At 45.9% G+C, this 24,954-nt stretch carries 21 protein-coding genes; 10 read left to right on the top strand and 11 right to left on the bottom strand.

Going from position 1 to position 24,954, the window contains the following annotated elements; genetic code table 11:
• Positions 1-6: 6 nt before the first annotated feature.
• Both AC23P2_RS11640 and AC23P2_RS11645 read right to left on the bottom strand, forming a co-directional pair.
• Positions 7-705 (bottom strand): LytR/AlgR family response regulator transcription factor, encoded by a 699-nt coding sequence (locus AC23P2_RS11640; protein WP_487773353.1) that lies wholly within the window; start codon positions 703-705, stop codon positions 7-9.
• Positions 702-1,763 carry a sensor histidine kinase gene (locus AC23P2_RS11645; protein WP_487773354.1) on the bottom strand — a complete coding sequence of 354 codons (1,062 nt, stop codon included), beginning with the start codon at positions 1,761-1,763 and terminating at the stop codon, positions 702-704. Before AC23P2_RS11645 ends, AC23P2_RS11640 begins: the two co-directional genes overlap by 4 nt.
• Before the next feature lie 229 nt (positions 1,764-1,992).
• On the opposite strand from AC23P2_RS11645, the gene AC23P2_RS11650 reads away from it, so the two are divergent.
• From AC23P2_RS11650 to AC23P2_RS11670, 5 genes are all read left to right on the top strand, one after another.
• Positions 1,993-4,377 carry a TonB-dependent receptor gene (locus tag AC23P2_RS11650; RefSeq protein ID WP_487773355.1) on the top strand — a complete coding sequence of 795 codons (2,385 nt, stop codon included), beginning with the start codon at positions 1,993-1,995 and terminating at the stop codon, positions 4,375-4,377.
• Positions 4,378-4,474: 97 nt separating this feature from the next.
• On the top strand, positions 4,475-5,620 hold the full coding sequence (locus AC23P2_RS11655; protein WP_487773356.1) for a hypothetical protein: 1,146 nt from the start codon (positions 4,475-4,477) through the stop codon (positions 5,618-5,620).
• A 20-nt stretch (positions 5,621-5,640) separates the two neighbouring features.
• A complete protein-coding gene (locus AC23P2_RS11660) occupies positions 5,641-6,351 on the top strand; it encodes a class I SAM-dependent methyltransferase (protein ID WP_487773357.1) in 711 nt (236 codons plus the stop codon).
• A gap of 99 nt (positions 6,352-6,450) precedes the next feature.
• Positions 6,451-7,074 (top strand): HPP family protein, encoded by a 624-nt coding sequence (locus AC23P2_RS11665; RefSeq protein WP_472488374.1) that lies wholly within the window; start codon positions 6,451-6,453, stop codon positions 7,072-7,074.
• Positions 7,075-7,123: 49 nt separating this feature from the next.
• Positions 7,124-7,717, top strand: a complete 594-nt coding sequence (locus AC23P2_RS11670) for a hypothetical protein (RefSeq protein WP_487773358.1) — start codon at positions 7,124-7,126, stop codon at positions 7,715-7,717.
• Between the two features lie 195 nt (positions 7,718-7,912).
• Here AC23P2_RS11670 and thrA read toward each other — a convergent pair whose 3' ends face one another.
• Positions 7,913-10,375 carry a bifunctional aspartate kinase/homoserine dehydrogenase I gene (thrA, locus tag AC23P2_RS11675; protein ID WP_487773359.1) on the bottom strand — a complete coding sequence of 821 codons (2,463 nt, stop codon included), beginning with the start codon at positions 10,373-10,375 and terminating at the stop codon, positions 7,913-7,915.
• Positions 10,376-10,528: 153 nt separating this feature from the next.
• On the opposite strand from thrA, the gene AC23P2_RS11680 reads away from it, so the two are divergent.
• Both AC23P2_RS11680 and AC23P2_RS11685 read left to right on the top strand, forming a co-directional pair.
• The gene (locus AC23P2_RS11680) at positions 10,529-11,119 is read left to right on the top strand and encodes a Uma2 family endonuclease (protein WP_487773360.1); all 591 of its coding nucleotides are present in this window, start codon (positions 10,529-10,531) and stop codon (positions 11,117-11,119) included.
• Between the two features lie 122 nt (positions 11,120-11,241).
• On the top strand, positions 11,242-11,475 hold the full coding sequence (locus AC23P2_RS11685; protein WP_487773361.1) for a PspC domain-containing protein: 234 nt from the start codon (positions 11,242-11,244) through the stop codon (positions 11,473-11,475).
• Between the two features lie 50 nt (positions 11,476-11,525).
• Here AC23P2_RS11685 and AC23P2_RS11690 read toward each other — a convergent pair whose 3' ends face one another.
• Together AC23P2_RS11690 and AC23P2_RS11695 are read right to left on the bottom strand one after the other, a co-directional pair.
• Positions 11,526-12,752, bottom strand: coding sequence for an MFS transporter (locus AC23P2_RS11690; protein ID WP_487773362.1), 1,227 nt, complete (start codon positions 12,750-12,752; stop codon positions 11,526-11,528).
• 197 nt (positions 12,753-12,949) lie between these two features.
• The gene (locus tag AC23P2_RS11695; RefSeq protein WP_487773363.1) at positions 12,950-14,611 is read right to left on the bottom strand and encodes a UxaA family hydrolase; all 1,662 of its coding nucleotides are present in this window, start codon (positions 14,609-14,611) and stop codon (positions 12,950-12,952) included.
• A gap of 305 nt (positions 14,612-14,916) precedes the next feature.
• On the opposite strand from AC23P2_RS11695, the gene fumC reads away from it, so the two are divergent.
• Positions 14,917-16,338, top strand: a complete 1,422-nt coding sequence (fumC, locus tag AC23P2_RS11700; protein ID WP_122934614.1) for a class II fumarate hydratase — start codon at positions 14,917-14,919, stop codon at positions 16,336-16,338.
• A 116-nt stretch (positions 16,339-16,454) separates the two neighbouring features.
• Here the strand turns inward: fumC and AC23P2_RS11705 are convergent, their stop codons facing one another.
• From AC23P2_RS11705 to AC23P2_RS11720, 4 genes are all read right to left on the bottom strand, one after another.
• Positions 16,455-16,874: an Hsp20/alpha crystallin family protein gene (locus AC23P2_RS11705; RefSeq protein WP_487773364.1), complete on the bottom strand. Its 420-nt coding sequence runs from the start codon at positions 16,872-16,874 to the stop codon at positions 16,455-16,457.
• Between the two features lie 15 nt (positions 16,875-16,889).
• Positions 16,890-17,141: a hypothetical protein gene (locus AC23P2_RS11710; RefSeq protein WP_472488383.1), complete on the bottom strand. Its 252-nt coding sequence runs from the start codon at positions 17,139-17,141 to the stop codon at positions 16,890-16,892.
• Positions 17,142-17,240: 99 nt separating this feature from the next.
• Entirely contained in the window at positions 17,241-17,570 is a 330-nt protein-coding gene (locus AC23P2_RS11715; protein ID WP_487773365.1) for a hypothetical protein, read from the bottom strand.
• 22 nt (positions 17,571-17,592) lie between these two features.
• Entirely contained in the window at positions 17,593-18,141 is a 549-nt protein-coding gene (locus AC23P2_RS11720; RefSeq protein WP_487773366.1) for an RNA polymerase sigma factor, read from the bottom strand.
• 232 nt (positions 18,142-18,373) lie between these two features.
• Between AC23P2_RS11720 and AC23P2_RS11725 the strand changes: the two genes are divergently transcribed.
• Positions 18,374-20,086, top strand: a complete 1,713-nt coding sequence (locus AC23P2_RS11725) for an AMP-binding protein (RefSeq protein ID WP_487773367.1) — start codon at positions 18,374-18,376, stop codon at positions 20,084-20,086.
• 4 nt (positions 20,087-20,090) lie between these two features.
• Positions 20,091-21,887: an acyl-CoA dehydrogenase gene (locus AC23P2_RS11730; protein WP_487773368.1), complete on the top strand. Its 1,797-nt coding sequence runs from the start codon at positions 20,091-20,093 to the stop codon at positions 21,885-21,887.
• A 364-nt stretch (positions 21,888-22,251) separates the two neighbouring features.
• Here the strand turns inward: AC23P2_RS11730 and AC23P2_RS11735 are convergent, their stop codons facing one another.
• Together AC23P2_RS11735 and AC23P2_RS11740 are read right to left on the bottom strand one after the other, a co-directional pair.
• Positions 22,252-23,133 (bottom strand): serine hydrolase, encoded by an 882-nt coding sequence (locus tag AC23P2_RS11735; protein WP_487773369.1) that lies wholly within the window; start codon positions 23,131-23,133, stop codon positions 22,252-22,254.
• Between the two features lie 111 nt (positions 23,134-23,244).
• Positions 23,245-24,744 (bottom strand): choice-of-anchor I family protein, encoded by a 1,500-nt coding sequence (locus AC23P2_RS11740; protein WP_487773370.1) that lies wholly within the window; start codon positions 24,742-24,744, stop codon positions 23,245-23,247.
• Positions 24,745-24,954: the final 210 nt, after the last annotated feature.

Below are 24,954 nucleotides of genomic sequence, written 5' to 3' on the forward strand. Positions count from 1 at the left end.
CTCTCCTCACTCCCCTCCCTTACTCACTACCATTTTCAAAAAATCTTCCCGAAAATTACTTCCGAGCGGCACTTCGCCTTTTTGGAGTAACAGCACTCGGTACGACTCTATAATACTGATTTTCTGAACATTGACCGCAAACGAACGGTGTACTCGCACAAACTGCGACGCAGGTAGCAGTTCCAACACCGAGCTAAACGTCTGCGTAATGTTGAACGTGCTGTGTTCGGTTACAAATTTCACCTGATTACCCTGTGCCTCCACGTAATACAGTTCATCAAAAAACAGTTTAATCAACTTACTGTCCGACTTTAGGAAAACAAAATTTTCGGGCGTGTTGGGTTGCTGTTTCAGGGCTGCTTTGGCCTTGTCAATGGCTTGGAGAAAACGTTCCATCGAAAACGGCTTGAGCAGGTAGTCAGTGGCGGCGAGGTCAAAAGCCTCGTAAGCGTGCTCTTTGTAGGCAGTCGTGAAAATCGTGATAGGCTTGGTATGTAGGCTTTTTAAGAAACTAATCCCACTCATCACGGGCATATTGATGTCCAAAAACAGCACATCCACCCTGCCCGTCTCCAAAATCGGCCTTGCCATAAACACATCCACCACCGAACCAACCACCTCTATGTCAGGCAAATGCTTACAATACCCCTCAATCAATTGGCGCGCCAGCGGTTCATCATCTACTATGAGTGCCTTCAGTGTCATGTGAGTCTTAATTTAACCATAAACGTATTGTTTTTCTGCTCAATACTTAAATCGTGACGGTTGGGGTACGCCAGCTCCAGCCGTTTTTTTACATTTTCCAAACCTAAGCCACTGTGTTGTTCCAACGCATTGGTGGTCACGTTGGGGTCAAAACTATTTTGTACCGAAAAAAGGATTGTTTTCCCCCAAATCTGCACATCTATGGCAATTTTTATCGTCGGATTTTGGGTGTTTTTTGAATGTTTGAACGCATTTTCCACAAACACAATCAACAGCATAGGAGCAATCGGAGGAGCTTCAGCCAACGATTCGGGCCAATTCGCGGCCAATTCTAAGCGCTCTCCAAGGCGTATTTTTTCAAAGTCAATGTAATTTTTGAGGTAGTTAATTTCGTCGTCGAGGGCTACCATCGTGGCTTTGGTATCATACACCGTATAGCGCAGCAAGTCCGACAATTTGAGCAGCAGCGGAGGCAGCTTAGTCGCATCGTGTATCGAAAGCGCATACAGGTTATTGAGCGTATTGAACAAAAAATGGGGACTCAACTGACTTTGCAGCAACTTCAACTCCGCATCGCTCACATTGGCCTTGGTTTCGGCGGTGGTAATCTTTCGTTCTATTTGGTGTTTGATAATAGTAACGCCCATCGTGGTCACAAACCCGAGCCCCATCAAGGCCAAATTAACGTATAACAATACCACAAAGCTCAAATTGAACCTCAAATAATTGATTGCCAACCCAAAGCCCAGCAAAAAACCTACAAACAATATCCCCAAAATTGTCACAGCGCGGTCTTCATTACGAGCGCTTTTGCTCAAATAATACTCCGCAATAAAACGCCCTGCCGCCGCGCAGCCTATCGTCAACACGCTACTTATCAAGGCTTGGTTCTTTTCACCGTCTAAATCAATGATGTGAAATGTGAAAAGCACCGCAAAAAATAGCCCTACCGAGCCCAAAGCCCACAAAAAAAGGGTGATAACAATCTGCTTTGGTTTGCCAAAAATGAGCCAAAGTACAACCACCGAAAGGGTAAAAACGAGAATATTTCCAGCCATTTTGTTTCAATTTTTGGTCAAAAATGGGGGTTCTGTTTCATTATTTTTCTCCTTGACTGACAGAAAGGCTTTTTTGACTGACGAAAACTGTAAAATACGAATTTATACTTTTCATATCTCCCCTCGTCAGTCGATTTTCCCTTTTTATCACAGCAGCTGCCCTTTCTGTCCGTCCCCTTCTCTAAAAGGCAGCTCCTTTCCGAGTTTTGCCCAAAAACCACAAAACACCATGAAAAAGTATCTCCTTTTCTTTCTATTCATTGCCTCAACGACTTGGGCTCAAAACTCCCTCCGAGGTGAAATCAAAGACCACCACAACGAGGCCGCCGTAGGAGCCAACGTCCTGCTGATGGCGTTGCCCGATAGTCAACAAGTGGCAGGTAACTCGGCAAATGCGCAAGGTAAATTTGAGTTTGCCAACCTCAAACAAGGCAGTTATTTTCTAAAAATTAGCTACCTAGGTTCAAAAAAATACCAAAGCCCCACGATTCGGTTGGGAACAGCGCCTATTTCGCTTCCCACCATTTTTTTACTCCCTGACAAAACGCAACAACTTGCGGAGGTCGTTGTCAAAACGACTCGTCCATTGGTGGTACAAGAAGATGACAAAACCGTGATTAATGTGGAAGCGATGAACGGCGCTGCCACGCTTTCCGCCCAAGAGGTGTTGGAAAGAACGCCCAATGTGCTGGTAGATCAAAACGGAAATGTCCAACTCAACGGGCGCGGCAACGTGCTGGTGCTCATCGACGGGCGGCCTACCTACATGAGTGGCAACGACTTATCGACCTACCTCAAATCGCTCCCCGCCCAAATGCTGGACAAGCTGGAACTCATGGATTCACCTCCTGCCAAATACGATGCCGCTGGTTCGGCTATTGTTAATATTGTGCTGAAAAAAAATAGACTGTATGGCCTGACGGGCAACGTAAGTACCAGCCAAAGCGTAGGACACACGTGGCGAAGCTATAACAACCTAAACCTCAACTATCGATTGGGAAAACTGAACTTGTTTGGGGGCGTCGGTTTACCTCGCGACGCCAATCGTACGGTTACGACTTCTACACGCACCACCACCGAAAACACTAACAATCAACAATATAGCAGCGAAAACATCGGAACCAATCAGAGTTTGGGAGGCACGCTTCGGCTTGGTTTTGATTACGATAAAAGTAAAAATATGGTCATCGGCGGTCAGCTATTTGTACAAAAGAGCCATCGAAACGACGGGGCGGTGTTTACTAATTTAATCAACAACGAACCCTATTTTGGCACCAATCGTGGACAATTTGATTGGAATAGCCTAAGTACCAGTCTCAATTTTACCCACAAACCCAAAAAGCCTGGCAGCGAGTGGAGCGGCGATGTCAGCTATCAACGATTTAAATCGGAAGGGGTGCGAAACTTTCAAAGCAGCCATGACGACAACACCCAGATTTTCAACAATATTTTCTTTACCCCCGCCACCATTTTCACCATTAAAACCGATTATCGACTCCCTATTTCCAAAAAAACAACGGTGGAAGCAGGATTAAAAACTGGTTTTGTCCAAAACACCAACGAAGCCGATGTGGAAAATAAGCTAGAGCAAAATTTTGTGATAGACCCCACCAAAAGCAATCATTTTGTTTACAACGAAAACATTAACGCTGCCTACCTGAGCTTACGTCATACCCTCAACAAAAAAACGAGCCTACAAATGGGGCTACGTGCCGAAAACACCAATATTGAGGGCAATCTGCTGCCTAATATCGCTACGACGGGCGAGCAGTTTTCGCAACATTTTACCAATCTCTTTCCTACCTTCTTTTTTCGGCGAGCGTTAGACAGTTTGGGAAAACACAACCTAAGTTTCAACTACGGCCGCCGCATCAATCGCCCTAGTTACCAGCAGTTTAATCCTTTCCTAAACTACATCGACGACTATACTTTTACCAGCGGCAATCCTTCCTTAAAACCTTTTTACCTACACAATCTCCAGCTTCGTTACCAAAACAGCAGCGGCATAAGTGTAGGTCTAGCGGTGGATTTTGCCGACGGGTTGAATGAATATTTGAACATTCGGGAGGGTGATGTATTTGTGCGTAAACCGTTCAATTTGGGGAAAGGCTATCGGTTTGGAATTGTGAGTAATTACAACAAAAAAATCAACAAGTATTGGACAACCAACGTGAGTTTTCAGGGGTTTCGTTTCAACATTCAAGGCACCGTCAATGGCGACCTAGCCGTGACCCGCTACGTTTCGTTTCGTTTCAACACGAACCAGCAGTTTAGTTTTGGCAAAGGGTGGTCGGCAGAATTGTACACCCAAATTGCAGCCCGAGACCAGGTGTTTACCATGACGATGAGTAGTTTTTACTCAATTTATGTGAGCGTAGGCAAGAAAATCTTGAAGGACAAAGGCAGCCTTCGTTTGCTAATTGACGACCCGACTTTTACCAACTACCGCACCGAAACCATCAACAATTACCAAAATACGACCCAATACCGCCAAAGTCAGAACGATACTCGCCGCATTGGGCTGAATTTTAGCTATCGTTTTGGCAACGAAAAATACACCCGTCGCCGCCAAACCGAAGACGCCGCCGAAGAAGAACGCCGAAGAGTGCAGTAGTGAATTAAAAATTCTGTTCTTTGGGTATTGTTTACGAACTTTGCTACTGTTATTTCTATTTGTCGTCAACTTCATCTAAGAAAACAGTACTAAGCAAATGACTTTCAAGTTGCTATGCCGTTGGGCTCACATTGGGTTGCTTTTTTTCACTACCACCGTTTTTGCCCAGCAAGCCCCCATCGACGTCACCGAACAAACCATCAAACTTGGCCCCATGCAGGAGCAAGAGTTACAGTTTGGATTTGCGGCGGGCGATAAAATTTTGTTTCAATTCAAAGAAATCAACGACAAAGAACTCAAAGAAATTGAGGTCATTGAATACCCCAACACGCCAAAGTTTTCGGACTACAAAACCACCCAAATAGACACCAAAACCATTCAGGTGGTGAAGCAGGGCGTGTATTTGTTTAAGTTTAAAAACGGGGCCATTTTGGGGCGTATTTGTAAAATAAAAATCCAGCGCGTACCCGCCAGCGAGGCTACGATTAACTTCAATACCGCCGTGTCGTGGGAAGATAAGCAAGAGACCACCTACAATACCTATACCAAAGAGGTATTGGCAGGCTACGACACTACTTACACCCGAAAAACCCAAAAAGTAGTGGTAAAATCGGAGCAGCGCGAGGAATTGGTTTTTGACAAACCACAGCGGGTACATTCGTCGGCCAACACCAACGGCAACAAAGCATCGTTGTCGTTTACCCTTCCCAAAAACGTCATTACCCCTTACAAAACGACCAAAGTGGCATCGTGGGCGTACTGGGTAGGTGTGGGCAGCGAGGCCAACGAAGCGTGGAAGCAAAATTCCAAAATCATCGTAAGTATTGCCAAAGGAGCTGCGGCGTATTTTACCACCCCGCTCGGGGCGTTGGCAGCGGGGGTTGTCACCGATTTGGCCATTCCTAAAATGGGAGAAGACGTATATTATGCCGTCGCCGACAAAACCAACCGTGACTTGTTTATGGCGGGCCAGCCCAACCGCGTCATTGATCAAGGGAAGGGCGTCGCAGGTTTTAGGAAATTTTCTGACCCTGCCCTGTGCCAAGGGGCGTACTACATTTTACTCTCCAACGACAATCTCGTTCAGGGCGTAGATGCGTCGGTAAAAGTGATTGCCATCGTAGAAACCACCACCTACGAAGACAAAGTTATCACCGAAACAAACCTCACACCTCGCTACGAAAAAAAGACATTCTCCGAGCCTGTGATCAAAACAGTGCGAATGCCTGTGACGGGGAAATGATTTCTATACCATTCCTATCCATGAAAGACCTCATCTTACAAGCCTACGAGCAATTGGCTTTCAAATACAGCGAACTCATTGAATACAAACCTCATAACGCGCATTACGACCGCCCTAATACACTTAGCTTGCTGCCCGATGTAGAAGGAAAGAAAATTTTAGATGCCGCTTGTGGGCCAGGCAAATACGCCCAAATCTTACTATCGCAAGGAGCGCAGGTAACAGGCTTTGACCTAAGCCCCACGATGGTTTCATTGGCCAAAGAGCGAAACCCTGAGCACCAAAACAACTTCTACGTTCATGACCTTTCGGCCCCTTTTGAACAACACTCGGATGGTACCTTCGACTTGGTGCTGTGCGCCCTCGCCCTGCATTACCTACCCGATTGGACATTAACAATACAAGAGTTTTGTCGGGTTCTCAAGCCTCAAGGTACGCTTATCGTGTCAATGGAACATCCGTTTTTTGAGTACAATTATTTCCAGTCAACGAAGTATTTTGAGGTCGAACACGTCAAGTGTGTTTGGAAAGGATTTGGCTCGCCCGTTGAAATCAACAGTTTCCGAAGGCCTCTGAGTGAGTGCATCACTCCGCTCACCGACAATGGTTTTTACATTGATAAACTCGTAGAACCCAAGCCCACACCTGAATTTGAGACCCTTGACCCGAAGCATTTTAAGGAGCTCAATGCGTTTCCTGCGTTTATGTGCATTCGGGCCGTAAAAAAATAGCCTACTGAAATTTGGGACAACTTTTAGATATTTGCAGTAAAATCAGATTCGCTACCATTTCCGCACATCGTAGCGCCCCCTTTAAGTTGTATTCCACAAATGGTCAAGTCAAAAATCAGAAGAGGCTATCGCATAGCCAAGTACATCGTGTACAAAGAAACGCTCGTCGATTCCGTTGAAAATTTCTGGTCGTTTACGGGTGCTTTTTTAGGCATTGGGCTAATCGCCTTTTTGCAAACTACCCTCTCCGAAGTTGACAATTTATTTTTAATTGGTTCATTTGGGGCATCTTCCGTATTGATTTTTGGAGCGATTCAAAGTCCACTGGCTCAACCGCGAAACTTGGTCGGCGGGCACCTCATTTCAGCCGTTTTGGGAGTAACTATCTACCAAGTCTTTCCCAATATCATCTGGTTTACAGCCCCTTTGGCAGTGTCTTTGTCCATTTTGTGTATGCAAATCACCAAGACGTTGCACCCACCTGGAGGTGCGACGGCGTTGATTGCCGTCATAGGTTCAGAAAAAATCAAGCACTTGGGCTATTGGTTTGTGCTTTCGCCCGTTGCTACTGGCGTGTTTATTTTGCTTATTGTAGCACTTATTTTTAACAACCTTACCCCTAACCGCAAATACCCTACCAACAGTCGTTTTTCGAGAACGTTCCAATGGGCCGCACTACCCACAAGAAGGCTACTAAAGAAAATCAAAAGAAAACACCGCTAACGGCTGGTTTTGAGAAACCAGCGGCACACTGCCACAAAACCAACATGTTATGAAAAACCTTATTCTTCTTTTACTCGTATCCCTCGTCCTTCAAAGTTGTTTTAGCAACTCCAACTCACCTGTCAATACACTAGGAGGCTGGTACACACTTACGTCTGTTTCCTCTGACACTCCCGTGGATTTAAACAACGACGGAGTACGCTCGCTTGATTTTTTGGGTGAATTAACAGCCCGCTATTACGACCATACGCAGCAGGCTACTATTCCCATGTTTGCTTCAACAGGTTCTATGTATAACGCCGAAATAAGACCCCATGCTGGTAATCAAAACAAGGCTGCAAGCATTGATTTTAACTTTCCGCACCAAGCCATTGATTCAACTTCTTTGTCGAACCGAGCCTATTTTCTACACTGGTACCAACCTGCTTTTGAAGGATTTACGTACGAAATACAAAAAGATCAGCAAATCAAACTCATTGATAAACTACCAATTAGCAACAAAAAGATAGGCACCATTACTCATTTAGAACCGATTAACTCTGACTCTTTTGAATTAACGATAGAAAAAAAAGTGTTTGACTTTGCCGATAAAAGGTGGAAAATAGTCCAATTAAAAGCAATCTATTTGCGCGCAGATTTCTAGGTATTGTAATGCGCTGGTTTTGAGAAACCAGCGGCACACCCTGTGCCTGAGGTTTCTCAAAACCCAATGCCGCACCAACTTCGCTACCAAAGAGCTGGTTTTGAGAAACCAGCAACACACAAGCTTGGTTTTGAGAAACCAGCAACACGCACTGTGCCTGAGGTTTCTCAAAACCGAAGAAAAGAAGATGTAGGGTTATGCCAAGTAACTACTAATACTCATGACGTCGGCAAATACTCCCGAAGCCGTCACTTCTGCGCCTGCCCCAGGGCCTTTGACCACCAACGGACGGCTGTTGTAACGTTCCGTTGTAAACGAAACAATATTATCAGCACCCGAAAGCGAATAGAAAGGATGATCGGCATCGACCGTACGAAGCTGGAGCGTAGCTTTGCCATTTTCGAGGGTAGCGATGTAGCGAAGTTTCTCACCTTTGGCTACGGCCTCGTTGAGCAAATTTGCAAAATACGCATCGGAACCTTCTACTTCCTTAAAAAACGCATCGACTGTAGGAGCTTGTAAACAATTTTCAGGCAAAATTGGCGCAATTTGAATATCACTCATTTCAAGTGCAATGCCCGTTTCACGCGCTAAAATCAAAATTTTACGCGCCACGTCCAAGCCACTCAAATCGTCGCGTGGGTCGGGTTCGGTATAGCCTTTTTCTTTGGCTTCACGTACGATGTCCACAAAGCGCGTTCCCTCCACAAAGCTGTTGAAGATGAACGACAACGTACCTGACAAAATCGCCTCAATTTTTACAAATTTATCCCCGCTGGCCATCAAGCCCTGAATCGTATTGATAATGGGCAAACCAGCCCCTACGTTGGTTTCATACAAGAATTTTACCCCTTTGCGAACGGCCGTTTGTTGCAAACGACGGTACTCCGCGTAGCTGCTAGAATTGGCTACTTTGTTGGGAGTCACCACCGACACGCTCGCATCGAGCAACGGGAAATAATACTGAATGATGTCTTTATCGGACGTGCAATCGATGAAGACACTATTGGGCAAATTGAACTCCCGAATACGCTGTACAAACGCCGAAAGACTGGTCGTTTTTCCGTTTTCGTCGAGTTCTTCTGTCCAATTTTGCAAACTTATTCCTTCTGGATTGAGCCACATTTTTTTACTACGTGCCAACCCTACTACGTTGATTTTCAATAATTTTTCTTGGGCTAAATAATCAGACTGCGCCGCAAGTTGTTTCAAGAACGTACTTCCAATCAAGCCCGTACCTACCACAAACAAGTTGAGTGTCCGTACTTCTGATTGGAAAAATACGCCGTGAATTGCATTCAATGCCTTCGAAAGGTCGTTTTTCTGAATCACTACCGAAATATTCAACTCGGATGAACCTTGAGCAGTTGCAATCACGTTGATACCGTTTTTCCCAAGGGCGGTAAACAATTTCCCCGACACCCCCGTACTCCGACGCATTCCTTCTCCCACAATCGCGATGATAGAGACGTTACGCTGAATCTGAATACCGTCGCGGTCGATGTCGCCTGCGGCAATTTCAACCGAAAACTCTTGGTCGAGAACATCTTTAGCCCGTTCGGCATTTTTTGGGTCAATCGCAAAGCAAATCGAGTGCTCCGACGAAGCTTGCGAAATCAAAATCACGCTGATTTTATTGCGCGACATGGCCGAAAACAAACGAGCCGATACCCCTGCCACCCCAATCATCCCACTTCCTTGGACGTTGACCAACGCAATGTCATCAATCGAACTAATTCCTGTGATGGCGTAGGGAGTTTCGAGGGCCGTGTTGTGCACGGTTGTTCCTTCCGAAGCCGTGTTGAAAGTATTGAGTACTTTGATGGGAATGTTCTTGGCAAAGGCAGGTTGCAAGCTCGGCGGGTAAATCACCTTTGCTCCAAAATGGCTTAACTCCATTGCTTCGGCGTACGTAATGGTCGGAATGGTAAAAGCATTCGACACCTTACGCGGATCGGCAGTCATCATTCCGTCCACGTCCGTCCAGATTTCAATCACCTCGGCGTCCAAGGCTGCCCCAAAAATCGACCCTGTATAGTCCGAGCCTCCGCGGCCAAGCGTCGTTGTGATTCCGTCTTCGGTAGAACCAATAAAGCCTGTGATGCACAACAAGGCGTCTGTTTTGGCAAAATGTGCGTTGATTTGGGCGTTTGTCACCTCAAAATCTACTTCGGCGTAGCTAAAGTGATTATTGGTACGAATGAGCGTGCGCGCGTCACAAAACTCCGCATTGACGCCGCGTGCTTTGAGGGCTTCAGTAATGATGGTCGTTGAAAGGCGTTCGCCAAACGACATCAACAAGTCGAGCGTGCGCGTCGATAATTCACGAATCAGCGAGATACCTTTCAACAAATCTTCTAATTCATTGACCAACCCACGTACTTTGGCAATCGAACTACTCTGACTTTTAATATCAATCAACCCGCGCACGGCCGTAAAGTGGCGTTCTTCGAGGGCTTTGAGCGCATCGTAGTAATCGGTATTACCCGTAGAAGCCATGCGGCCAATCTCAATCAGTTTATTCGTGACGCCCCCCATCGCCGAGTACACCACGGCAATGCGTTCGCCTTTTGCAATATTATCTTGTAAAATCTGAATGACTTGCTGGATACTTTCGACTGTGCCGCACGATGTGCCGCCAAACTTGAGGACTTTCATTCTAACTATAGCGTATCGTTAAACTGGAGCGGCGAACCGCCTCGGTGAGTGAATAATCGGGTGACTAGCACCGCTTTTACTTGTATAGCTGCAAATATAGTGCGGTGATGGGGGAATTATCGTATTTTTGTTGTAAACAATGCCTTAAAAGTTATGTCTGCTGTTAAAAAAACACTCTCGCCCGATGATTATTTGCAATGGGAACGCGCTGCTGAATTTAAAAGTGAGTACCATCGAGGTACAGTCACGTTGATGGCTGGTGCAAGCCATAACCATAATCGCATCCGTGATAATTTGGCGGGCGAGCTTTACATTTCACTCAAAAGAAAATCATGCCAATATTTTGGCAATGACTTTCGTCTTTGGATTCCTACCGAAGAATTTTACACCTACCCCGATTTAACGATTGTTTGTGGAAAGCTTGAGCTGCTCGATGACCAGTTTGACACCATGCTCAATCCAACGACCATTATTGAGGTCTTATCTAAAAGTACTGCTCCCTACGACCGTGGCGAAAAATTTGAATACTACCGCAGTATTCCTTCTTTTAAAGAATACGTTCTCATTGATTCAGAGCGAGTTAAAATAGAAGTGTGGCAAAAACTAGAATCACCTAATGTATGGGCATTGGTACACGAAACCAGTCGTTTGGACGATTCTATTCAATTAATGATGCTTCCATCAGCCATTTCGCTCCAAGATATTTATGCCCAAACGGTGGGGTTGTTGCACATCAACGACTAAAACTCGTCCCTAAAAATCTCCCTTTGTCCCGCTTTTTTTCCATTGGTGTGGGTGTTGTTGCAACTATTGGGTATTACATAGTACCTTTGATTCAACAATAACACAAAAACTATTTAACAGCCATGGAAACTAACAGATTGTATCGCATAAAAAATCAAGCCGCCATTGGTGGGGTAGCCGCAGGTTTAGCACATTATTTCGACATCGACCGTTCGATTGTTCGTATCTTGTTTGTCTTGGCATTTTTCTTCACTGCAGGCGTGCCTGTCGTCTTTATTTATGTGCTTTTATGGGCATTTTTACCCAAAGCCATTATGGAAGAAAAACCTATCCACGTGATTAGGTTACAGAATTAACGGCGATTTTAACAACCCGAAAGTTCTTAACTTTCGGGTTGTTTTGTTTTTTAAGAAAGCGCACGGCTTCGCCCTTCCGCCAATGATTCTACCCACCGAAAACCAACGTAACTTACCACCGATACAGCCACCAATACGCCCCAAAGCGTATAAAACCCAAAACGGGTAGCGATTTGTCCTCCCAAAACGGGAGCCGTAACTTGCGCTATTGAATAACACATCGAATACAAGGCCGAATACTGACCTCGGTTTTGGGGTGTCGAACGTTCAATCGTTAAGGAATTGAGAAACGGCATGGCCAACATTTCGCTAAATGTAATGGTGATTACCGCAATGGGCAAAATCCAGACCATTCCTTGGAAGATAACAAAAAACAAATAGGCCAAACCGCACAGCAGCACGCCCCATCCAATAAACGTTAGCTTGGAACGCAGGCGCTCAATGCGATAAATGAGGAGCATTTCTATCGCCGCCACCATCACTCCGTTCATTCCTAGCAGCAGTCCAATATAGACTTCTTTGATTTTCAGTTCGGAACGCCAAAAGACGGGTACAATGCTAAAAAATGTCATAAAACCAATGGCAAAAAGTACCGTAAAAACCAACATTCGCATAAAAATACCATCTCGAAAGGCGGATTGAGTCACTGGTACTGTCTCCTCCGTTGACGAACGGTCGGCTTTTTGGGCATTTCGATTTTTTACCAATAACAACAAAAACATTGCTGCGGCAATGTTAGTGATACCGTCGGCTATGAATAGGTATTTGTACCCAATGGTGGCAAAAATCCCACCCAAAGCAGGCCCTATTGCCCAGCCGACATTAATGGCCAAACGATTGAGGGCGTACGCACGCGTACGGTTTTCGGGAGTGCTATAATAAGCAATGGAAGTCGAATTGGCAGGCCGAAATCCTTCTCCTACGAGATTGAGAAAAAAGGCCGTTATGCACAACGTCGGTAGGGTTCGCATTTGCATTAGGACAAAAAATGTCATTCCACCCAAGGCCAAACTACACAATTGCACGTAATAATGGCCGAGTTTGTCGGTGAGTTTTCCACCCAAATAGACCCCCAAGATTCCTCCCGCTCCCGCACAGCTTACGACCAAACCCGCGTCCGACAGGGTGAAATGCAGCGATTGGGTCAAGTAAACGCTCATGAATGGGATTACCATGGTTCCCGAGCGGTTGATGAGCATCACGGCGGCAAGTAACCATATTTCGCGCGACATTCCGCCGTACGCATTTCGATAGAGAGTGGCTGTTTTCTGTATCATTGTTTTAGCTGTGATGATGGGCGTCGGAGACGCTGAACCGTATGTGTCCCGAAGTGGAGTTCGGGACAAGCTTGTGGCGTCGGAGACGCTGAACCGTGTGTGTCCCGAACCGGAGTTCGGGACAAGCTAGTAAAAGAAAAGGGCCAGTCGGTATAGTTCCGACTGACCCTTTTGAATCTATCGTACTGTTTACCTAGCTAGAGCGAGACTCCGCGTTTCCACGGGATAAAGTCATCTTGGCCAAGGCGCTGGGCGTGAGTTAGTTTACCACTTGCTACGGCGATGATTTCTTCGAGTAAGGCATCGGCGTTTTCGGCAATAGTCTCCTCTCCTGTCACGACCGTTCCGCAGTTAAAGTCAATCACATCCGCCATTTTTTCGGCTAATTTCGAATTGGTTGACACTTTCATCACGGGACAAATCGGGTTGCCTGTGGGTGTGCCTAAGCCCGTCGTAAACAAAATCACGGTTGCTCCTGCGGCGGTTTTTCCCGTGGTGGCTTCTACGTCGTTGCCTGGAGTACATACCAACTGCAAGCCTTTTTCGTGAGAAATTTCTGTGTAGTTGGTCACGTCCTGAATCGGTGCTGAACCGCCTTTTTTGGCTGCTCCTGCCGATTTAATGGCATCCGTGATAAGCCCGTCTTTGATGTTTCCTGGCGACGGATTAAACGCAAAAGCGGAACCTACGGCGTCGGCTTTGCCCGAATAATCACGCATGAGTTTTTCAAACTTAGCCGCTTTTTCTTCCGTTACGCAGCGGTTGAGGAGTTCTTGCTCTACCCCGTGTAGTTCTGGAAACTCAGCCAACAAAGTTTTTCCACCCAATGTCACCAAAATGTCCGATACCTGACCCAAAACGGGGTTTGCCGAAATTCCCGAGAAACCATCTGATCCGCCGCATTTTAAGCCAACAACCAGTTCGGTAATAGGCACGTCTTCGCGCTCGCATTCGTTGGCTTTAATTAAGCCCAAGAACGTTTGCTTAATCGCCGCCGACATCATCGCCGACTCCGTTCCTTGCTGTTGTTCGAAGATATACAACGGTTTATCAAACTTGGGGCTACGCTTGTGGATTTCGTCCATCAAGATTTTTTCTTCCGAGTTCTGACAACCCAAACTCAGCACCGTCACACCTGCCACGTTGGGGTGAACGGCATAAGCCGCAAATAACGAGCAAAGCGTGTGGGCGTCTTGGCGTGTTCCTCCGCAGCCACCTTCGTGGGTCAAAAACTTAATCCCATCAACATTTTTGAAAGGACGATTTAAGTCATTCGACCACGGGCGAGGCGTTGAAGCATCGGTGAAAGGCGCTAATTTTTGAACCGTTTCTAACTGACCATTTTGGTACAAGTGCAACATTTCGCGCACTTGGTCGCGGTACAGTTCAGGTTGTGCGTAGCCCAACTCACGCTCAAAAGCAGTTTTCAGGGTCAATACGTTGCGGTTTTCACAAAATACCAACGGAATCACCAACCAGTAGTTGTAGGTTCCTACTTTTCCGTCTGAACGGCGGTAGCCTTTAAACGTGCGTCCCACCCACTTACTTACGTCGGGCGGGGTCCAGCTATACGGCTGACGCTTGGCTGTGCTGTACGGCTCAGAGTCGTGCTTGAGGTTATAAGTGGTAATGGGTTCGCCGCGCTTGATGGGCTGAGAGGCTCGGCCTACCAATACGCCATACATGGTCACGGCGTCACCCGTTTCCAAATCGTGGGTTACAAACTTATGCTTAGCATAAACGGTGTGGGGCAAGAGATAAGATTCTCCTTCAAACTCAACAACTTCACCCGCTGGTAGGTCGCGCAAAGCTACGATTACGTTATCGTTGGGGTTTACTTTTAATACTTTGTGAAGCATTTTAACAAATTGAGATGAGTGGCGTGGCCACAGTTATTAATTATTGGTTAATCTTGTAGGTTCTACAAAGGTTGTGTCTCTCCGAGACTTTTAACGCTTAATTTGCGCTAACAATCTTTTATCGCGGTTTTTAGCGCTCTGTTTATTTTTTTGGTAAAATTAGAGAGATTATGATTTCTATCAAAAGCGGGTAAGCGATTTGTGTTTACTTTTGCAAGATGGCTGAACAATTGTCCCAATTAACTCATCCATCGACTCAATCATTCATTCAAATTCACCGCGCGGGCGGCCCCGTCATTCATCCAATGGAATTCCGTATAGAAAAAGACACGATGGGAAAGGTAGAAGTACCAGCACACGTGTATTGGGGAGCACAAACACAACGCTCCATCATGAACTTCCCGATTGCCCAAGACATTAACAAGATGCCGAAGGAAATCATTCGGGCGTTTGCTTACTTGAAAAAAGCGGCTGCTATCACCAACTTTGAGGCAGGTATCCTTCCAGAAGACAAAAAGAATTTGATTGCACAAGTGTGCGACGAAATTTTGGCAGGTCAGCTCGATGACCAGTTTCCGTTGGTCGTTTGGCAAACGGGTTCAGGCACGCAGTCAAACATGAACTGCAACGAGGTGATCGCTTACCGCGCCCACGTAATCAACGGTGGTTCGTTGTTGGACGAGAAAAAATTCTTGAACCCCAACGACGACGTCAATAAATCGCAGTCTTCTAACGACACGTTCCCGACGGCGATGCACATTGCGGCCTATAAAATTTTGATCGAAGTTACTATCCCTGGCATCCAAAAACTCCGCGATACGCTCAAAGCAAAATCGGAGGCGTTTAAGGACGTGGTGAAAATTGGCCGTACGCACTTCATGGATGCTACGCCGTTGACCCTCGGGCAAGAATTTTCGGGCTATGTTTCACAACTTGACCATGGCTTGCGCGCCATCAACAATACCTTGGCACACTTGTCAGAGTTGGCGTTGGGTGGAACAGCCGTAGGAACAGGTATCAACACACCGAAAGGATATTCTGAAAACGTAGCAGGTCACATCGCGGCGTTGACAGGTCTTCCATTCATCACGGCCGAAAACAAGTTTGAAGCCTTGGCCGCGCACGATGCCATCGTAGAAGCGCACGGCGCCCTCAAAACGGTAGCCGTTAGCTTAATGAAAATCGCTAACGACATCCGTATGCTTTCGTCGGGACCACGCGCGGGCATCGGTGAAATCTTCATTCCTGACAACGAGCCAGGAAGTTCTATCATGCCAGGAAAAGTGAACCCAACGCAGTGCGAAGCCATGACCATGGTCGCTTGCCAAGTATTGGGCAACGACGTGGCTATCAACATCGGTGGCTCAAACGGTCACTTTGAGTTGAACGTATTTAAGCCTGTCATGATTTACAACTTCTTGCACTCGGCTCGTTTGATTGGTGACGTTTGCGTGGCGTTCAACGATAAGTGTGCCGTAGGTATCGAGCCATTGACGGATAACATCCGCAAGCATGTCAACAACTCATTGATGTTGGTAACGGCATTGAACCCGAAAATTGGTTACTACAACGCCGCCGCCATCGCCCAAGATGCCCACAAGCGTGGTATTACCCTCAAACAAGCCGCGCTTGAGTTTGAACTCAAAGGCTTGGATTTCACACACATGACTTCTGACCAATTTGACGAGTGGGTGCGCCCCGAAGACATGGTGGGAGGATTGAAATAAGTTTGTGGTTTTCAGGTTGCCTGTTGACAGGTGCATAACAAAAATAGTCGGCTGCGAAGGCAGCCGACTATTTTTGTTATGCACCTGGGGCGGGTTGTGAGCAACCCTCTCCACATCTACGCCACTGCAATCTCCTGTGCGGGTTTTGCTGACCCAGGCACAACAGGCAATGTCACTTGCAATACGCCGTTTTTGTACTCGGCTTTAATTCCCTCCGACTCAATGGTTTCGTCAATTACAAAGGTACGCTCAAACGAAGCCTTGGTAAATTCGTTGCGAATCCACTGTTGGTTTTCTTTGATGTCTTCTTTGGCCTGATACGCAATCGTCAACTCGTTGCCTTTGAGATTGATTTTAAAGTCTTCCTTGGCGCGGTCGGGAGCAATGACGAAGATTTCGTAACTACTTTCGGTTTTTAGTACATTGACAGGTACTCGGTATTGATTACCTGCGAAGGCACGACCGAACTGTTTTCCAAACGGGCCGAACCCCATTCCAGGGTGTCCGTGCCCACATTTTCTGTGATGATGATACATGGCTATTAAAATTGATTAAATTTTCGTGATAGGGTGTTGAAACGAATCGTTCAGGTTTTCTTTACGGTATTGCGCTGTTACATCCTCATAAGGTGTATAATACGCCTGATAGCGTTTCCATTGGCGACGGCGACGACCCATCATAAGTCGAAATGCCAAGCCAAAAAACAAGAAAAAGAAGAACGCTTTTAGCAATAAGAAAGGCAACATGAACAAAAATAATGCGCCAAAAAATACGGCTCCGATAACTCTCAAAATAGTAAACATAGCTGTTAAATAGTTATATGGTGATGTGTACAAACCCTGTACAAATAGGATGACGATTGAAATCAAAAATTACTTTAACGAATTTCGATTTTTTTTGAATTAATTTTTGCCGCAACGTTTGCGCCATTCTTCGCGCAAGCGAGCGCGTTCTTCGTCGTTCATGTGTAGCCACTTTTCCCGAAAAGCAGCTTTTTTTTGGGCGTGTTGTGCCCAAGGTGCGCCCTTGCCACGGCTAAAGTTCCCAAACAACAAACGGCACAAAATCAATAACCCCACGGCTTGCCAATAAGAGATAAAAGCCACTCCCAATAACGCAGGCAAAATAGCGTTCCAAAGCCACATGACGGCAGCGCCAAGTACCAAAACGGCCACCACCGCAAAAAGCGGAAATAAGAAAAAATAGGCCCGACGATTGTGTTTAGTAGTCATGCTTACGTTGGTCAAAAAATGGTTAATCAATCAATAAATCTTGGTACAAACCCGCCAAACGCTGCCGCAAATGTTGCACGGCATAGCGCTTGCGAGAAATCAGCGTTTTGATGTTCTCTCCCGTGCGGTCGGCAATCTCCTGAAACGTCTGATCTTCCAGTTCGTTCCACACAAAGACCTGGCGCTGGTTTTCGGGAAGCTCATCGAGGGCTTCCATGAGTTGTTGCCAAAACAACTCGCGGAGATAGTCACTTTCGGGCGTTCCGTCGTCGGCGAGCAATAAATCTTTGAACACGATTTCGCCGTCTTCATCCTCGTAGCCGTAATCTTCGAGGGTTTCGGGGCGCTGCTTGCGGTAACTATCCACAATGCGGTTCCGAGCCACGCGATACAGCCAACTTCCCACTTGTTCAATGGCTTCTACTTCGGGCTGACTGCTCAGTTGGTACCAAACGTCCTGCAAAATATCCTCAGCATCTTCGTCACTGCTTACGCGCTGACGAATGAAGCCAAAAAGTTGCTTGCTGTACTTTTTGATGGTCTGAACAATAGGTAGTCGTGCGGTTGCCAATGTTAATTTTAAGTGGTTAATTGGTTAGACGAACAACTTTGAAAATTACTTTAAACCGTGTAAAGTTTTTTTTGTAATAGACGTTTTTGCTCATTCTGTCGTACTGAATATAGTGGAAAAGACCTTAAAATCATTTTTTGTCATGAAAAGTCAGGGGTAAAACTTCTTCCCTCTAACTTCGTTTATATCTTTGTAGTGTACAATTTTTTCTAAACATCAACCTAAAATCTGAATGGCTGTAACTAGAGATACCTTTCCGTGGCTAAAGTTTTATCCAGCGGGAATGCCCTTTGAAATTAATCCAGATGTCTATTCGTCGTTGTTAGAAATGATTGACGAAGGCTTTACCAAATATGCTTCGCGTAAAGCTTACTCCTGCATGGGCAAAGAAATTACGTATGCTGAGTTAGATAAACAATCGCGCAATTTTGCGGCCTATCTGCAAAGCATTGGCCTCCAAAAAGGCGACCGCCTTGCGATTCAAATGCCCAACGTACTGCAATACCCCATTGCGATGTTTGGTGCATTGCGGGCAGGGCTCACAGTGGTCAATACCAATCCGCTTTATACGCCCCGCGAAATGGAGCACCAGTTTAAAGATTCGGGCGCAAAAGCCATTGTAATCTTGGCCAACTTTGCTTCTAACCTAGAAAAAGTACTTCCTCATACCAATATCGAGCACGTACTGGTCACCGAGATTGGTGATTTGTTGGGTTTTGGCAAAAAACAACTTGTCAATTTTGTCGTAAAGAATGTCAAGAAAATGGTTCCTGACTATGACCTTCCTACAGCAAAGTCGTTTACGGATGCGTTGAGCAAAGGTGCCGCCGCCGACTACCAAAAACCTGATTTGAGCAATTCAGACTTGGCATTTATTCAATATACGGGTGGGACAACGGGGGTATCCAAAGGAGCTATGCTGACGCACCGCAACATCATTGCTAACGTAGAAGCCAACTGCGTTTATTTGAGCCCAATGCTCAATACCATTCCTGAAGGACAAACCAACGTGATTGTGGCAGCTTTGCCGCTGTACCACGTGTACGCGCTTACGTGCAACGCCCTTTCGGCCCTTAAAAACGGCGGAATGAACCTGTTGATTACAAATCCACGCGACATGGAGGCGTTTATCAAAGACCTGAAAAAATACAAAGTGACCACCTTTACGGGTGTGAATACGCTGTACAACGGCTTGATGAACAACCCTAAAATTGGCGAAGTTGATTTTAGCGGCCTCAAAATAACCTCGGCGGGAGGAATGGCACTACAAAAAGTGGTGGCCGAACGATGGTATAAGCTCACAGGCAATTTGCCAACCGAGGGCTACGGCTTGTCTGAGACATCGCCCGTACTTTGTGCCAACCCATTGAAAACCACCGACAACCGCGTTGGCACCATCGGAATACCCTTCCCTAGTACCGAAATGCGCATCATGCGCGACGATAGCACGTGGGCAGATGTGGGCGAAGCGGGAGAAATCTGTGCATTAGGGCCACAGGTAATGCCAGGATACTACAACCGCCCCGACGAAACCGCCAAAGTGATGTTTACCGACCCTGCCGATGGCCGTCAGTGGTTTAAAACAGGAGATGTTGGGGTGATGGATGCCGATGGGTTTTTCAAAATCGTTGACCGTAAGAAAGACATGGTACTTGTGTCAGGTTTTAACGTGTATCCCAACGAAATAGAAGATGTGGTAGCCCAATGTCAGGGTGTTTTGGAGGTCGCTTGTATTGGCGTACCCGACGAAAAAACGACCGAGGCGGTGAAAATTTTTGTGGTAAAAAAAGACGAAAGCCTCACAAAAGAGCAAATTATGGCCTATTGCCGCGAAAATTTGACGGCCTACAAATGCCCTAAGCACATCGAATTCCGTACCGAATTGCCCAAGACCAACGTAGGCAAAATTCTACGGAAGGCTTTGCGGGATGAGGTCAAAAAATAATTGTATGTTTTTTTCAAAACGCGACCTTCAATTTAACCTGTACCAACTGCTTGACGTGGAGCAGTTGGTGCAGTACCCGTACTTCCAAGACCACAATCGGGAATCGTTTGACATGGTACTGGACGCTGCCGAGCAAATAGCCGACAAAATGCTGCGCCCTTTACTCACCGAAATGGACAGAAATGAGCCCCAATTTGTCGATGGCAAAATCCGCGTCCACGAAGGCATGAAAGCCATTACGCGGCGTTTTGGGGAAGATGGCTGGATAAATGCCACTTTTCGCTACGAAGAAGGTGGGCAGCAACTCCCCGCCACCGTTCACAATGCGGCAGCATTTATTTTTCAAGCCGCCAATTATTCGGCCAGTGTGTATCCGTTTTTGACCACAGGAGCAGCCAACTTGATTCGGAGTTTTGGTTCTCCCGAACTGATTGACACCTACACGCCCAACATGTACAACGGTCGTTGGCAAGGAACCATGGCACTGACTGAACCCAACGCAGGAAGCTCATTATCAGATATTTCTACCAGCGCCGAACCTACCCAAACTGCAGGTATTTACAAAATTCAAGGACAAAAAATTTTTATCTCTTGCGGCGACCACGACGCGTGCGAAAACGTAGTTCATTTGTTGTTGGCCAAAATCAAAGGCGGCCCCGTTGGCACCAAAGGAATTTCTTTGTTTGTAGTACCTCAGCAACGCGTTACCCCTGAAGGGTTGGTGCCAAACGGCGTCACCACGGCAGGAGTATATCATAAAATGGGCTACAAAGGAGCACCCATTGCGCACTTGATGTTTGGTTCTGATACCGACTGTTTGGGCTATTTGGTGGGAGAAGAACACAGAGGCTTGAGTTATATGTTCCAAATGATGAACGAAGCGCGGGTTGGAGTCGGCACCAACGCGGCGGCCATCGGTACGGCGGCTTACCACGCTTCTTTGGCCTACGCCAAAGAGCGTCCACAAGGCAGGCCCATCGCGGCCAAAGACCCCACCCAACCTCAGACGTTGATTATCCACCACGCCGATGTCAAACGAATGTTATTATTTCAAAAGTCGGTGGTGGAAGGCTCTTTGTCATTGTTGTTGCAGTGCGGACTTTGGGCCGATATTGCCCACGTAGCCCAAGGCGCCGATAAAGAAAGAGCCGAACTTTTACTCGATTTACTTACGCCCATTGCCAAATCATACCCGTCTGAAATGTGCTGCCAAACGACCAGCGCAGCCGTGCAGATTTTGGGAGGAGCAGGCTATACGACAGATTTTCCGCTTGAACAATACTACCGCGAAGCCCGCATTCACCCGATTCATGAAGGCACAACGGGGATTCATGGCCTCGATTTGTTGGGTCGAAAAATTACCCTCAAAGGTGGAAAAGCGGTACAATTGCTGGCCGAAGAAATGAGTCTAGCCATCGCGCAGGCCAAAGCCGCTGCCAACGAACCAAAGCTATCTATTTGGGCCGAGCAGTTAGAAAAGGCGTTGCTCAAAGTGCAACAAGTAACGGGACATCTGTTGGCGCTAGCTCCGCAAAATGTGGAGGCATTTTTGGCCGACGCCACGCTATACTTAGAAATGTTTGGAATTACGACCATCGCTTGGCAGTGGCTCAAACAAGCCACCGAAGCAAACAAAAAACTGGCCGATGCCCATGCTGATTCAGAACGCCATTTTTACCAGGGGAAAATAGCTACTGCTCATTATTTCTTTGAATACGAACTGGTAAAAACTACGGCGCTGGCTAAGCGTCTTCTTAGTCAGAGTCGAGCAACGGTGGAGATGCAGCCCGAGTGGTTCTAATTTTAAAAATCGTATAAAACAAAAAAGCCGTGCAGAAGATCCGCGCGGCTTTTTGACTTTACTCAACGTTATGAAAAACTCTTTATTTTGACTCTTCTTATAATAAGAAGTAACATCATTAGTAAATGTAGTAGCTTCTAGTTTACTTAAAGACAGCCTATTTGGGCGGCAGTCGTTTAAACAACTCTACAAAGTTAGTGACTTATTCTGGTAGAAAGAAATACATTTCATTGAAAAAAAGACAAAAATCATCAAAAAGCCCACGAAAAGGCTAAAAAAGGCTATGTTCTACCTTCTTTTTAACACAAATTTTTTTACTAAACTTACGATTAGCGCCCCTAAACCTTCCAAAAATAGCCCAAACTTATTTTACTGCCTCATAAATCAGCCTTGAAATATCCGCGAGTGCTTTTACTCCTTCTTTGGGGTTGGTTAATTTTTTTGACAATAAAACTAGCACATATTTTCGTCCATCGGGAAAAAATACGATGCCCGAGTCGTGCTGAACTCCCGTAATAGAACCCGTTTTGTGGGCTACTTTGACGTTGTTGGGAAGTTGGGCAGGAATAATTTCGTTGAATTTTTGGTCAAGCAAAATGCGAACCATGGCATCACAGGCTTTTTTATTGACCACTTTTTTCAACGCAATTTTTTCAAAAATAAGCATCAAATCATAAGCCGTGACGGAGTTGTTGAGCCCTTTCTGAAACGCTTTGGTGTCTTCCACACCTCGCAGAACCTGAATATCCTGTGCCCCAAGTTGACGCATGGTCGCATTGGCATTTTTGGCATCGACAAGGTCTATCAAAATATTCGTGGCAAGGTTACTACTCACAATAATCATTTGGTAGGTGAGGTCATAAATCGTCATTTTTTTGCCAATTTGGCGATACATATCGTCGGCGCTGTCGTCGCTAATGTCAAGCTTAAACGGGCTGCCATCGACAATGCTTCTGAACTCATTTTTGACCAAAATCGAATCCGTAAGTTTGAATTTCTTGGCTTTGGCTTGTTTAAAGACCTCAATCATCACGGGCGTTTTCATGGTACTAGCCGCGTGGAAATTTTCACGTTCGTTAAAAAAAAGGGTTTCTTGGGTCTGTAAGTCTTTAAAGGCCACGCCAAATTCACCTTCTACGGTTTTGAGATGGGCCTGAATCGTTTCTTTTAGGCTTGAAAGCGAGGGTTTTTGGGCAAAAGCGCAAAGCGATAGACTCAACAAAAAGGGCAGGTAAAGATGTTTCATGTTGATGATGTTTGAACACGAAACATAACGATTTTTCAGGAATTTAGCACCAAAAACAACAACGGCGCTGCCTAAAAATAGACAACGCCGTTGTTGTTTTTGGTGGAAACCTTATTGAGGACGGTAAATTTTGATAACGCCGTCGTTTTCACTGCTGACAATCAATAAGCTTTTCTTGAGTGGGCTTTGGTTTGCGGGGACAAACAAAACGCCTTCGGGTGCATCTCCTGTCTTTAGGAGTTGTAAAAATACGGGAGCAGTAGGGTTAGTAACGTCGTAAATAGCCACTGCATCAGCACGTTCCATGCCCACAAAAGCTACTTTGCGCGTCCCTACTTGGCCAATGGCAATGCCTTCAGGTTCGACACCTTTGTCGTCGCTACGGGCATCGTCATAAACTCCCGCAGCAATGCTGCGTACTTCAAGCTCATTTTTGCTGTCAAACACTTGGCTTCCTGTATTTCCGTTCCAAACGCTAAACGAGCGAGCTCCCAACGAATAAATTGCCTCATATTCAGTGTCACCGTCGGTGTTACCGAGGGTAGTCGTAATATTCAAGCGACCCATTTGAGTATTCGTTTTGAGGGTTGCGGCGTTCGGGAAAACTGCTGGATCAAGAACGACTGAACTGTGATTTACACGACGGATTTCAGAAAAACCAGTGTACTCGCGGGCGTCACCTTCGTTGGCGGTGAAAAGATAAGGCACACCACCCGACTCAAGAACGGCAATGGCATCGGGCTGATACATCCCAAAAGCAGGCCATTTTTTCAACGCAATGGCATTGTCTTGGTCGCTTACGTCAATGGCGTTTTCATCAAGGTTATAATTTTTGAAGCCCAACGGAAAAATAGTGCTAATCGTTTTTGACGTAAGGTCAATTTTGGCAATGGCGTTGTTTTCTTGCAACGTCACCCAAGCCGTTTTTGAATCTTCCGAGACGGTAATATATTCTGGCTCAATATCTTGGGCAAAACTGGCATTGAGCCCAAAAATACGAAACCCTTGGGCTCTAAGGGCTGCTTGTTGAGGAGCAAAACCTGAGAAATCAAGGGTTTTTACAGAATAATTGTCATCCACCGAAATGATAGAAACACTTCCGACGGGGTCGATGGTGTAGGCGTCGTTGGGTTCTCCTTCGTTGGCAGTAAGTATATAACGACCATCAGGAGAAAATGTAACCATGTCAGGCAAAGCACCTACTGGAATTACTTTGAGTTCTTTTTGGTCAATGGTGCTAAACACAACGACCTTCCCTGGATCAGTTTTAGTCGAAGATTCAATGGCGGCGGCAAGTTTGCCGTTGTAAATACTTAGGCTATTAACCGCTCCACCATAAGGAGCCATACTGATGTTTCCAATAACTTTCAGTTGGCTATTGGTGGATACTTCTAGGATGTCAATTTTATTAACGGTGCCGTTATTCACTACAAACAAACGTCCAGTAGTGGGATCATACGCGCTGATTTCGGCCGCACCTACATCACCGATGTCAATGCTCGCAATTTCAGAAAACGTAGCTGGATTTTCATTAAATGCTGGGTCGAGACGGTGGTCGGCACAAGCATATACAAACAACAATAGCGTGAGGGGTAAAAGTATCTTTTGCATAAGCGAAATGGATTAAGCCGCAAAAATACCTTCGTGGTATTACCCCAATTTCACGCAAAAGTTAAGCTCAAATGAAGTTTTGAATAGATTTATGGGTATTTTTTTACAATTCGTTTATAACCAGAGGCAAAATACTAGGTTTCGGTCTGACTGTCGTCTGAAATACTAGGTTTCGGTCTGACCGTCGTCTGAAATACTAGGTTTCGGTCT

It is taken from the genome of Runella sp. R0.1_18 (assembly GCF_057652155.1).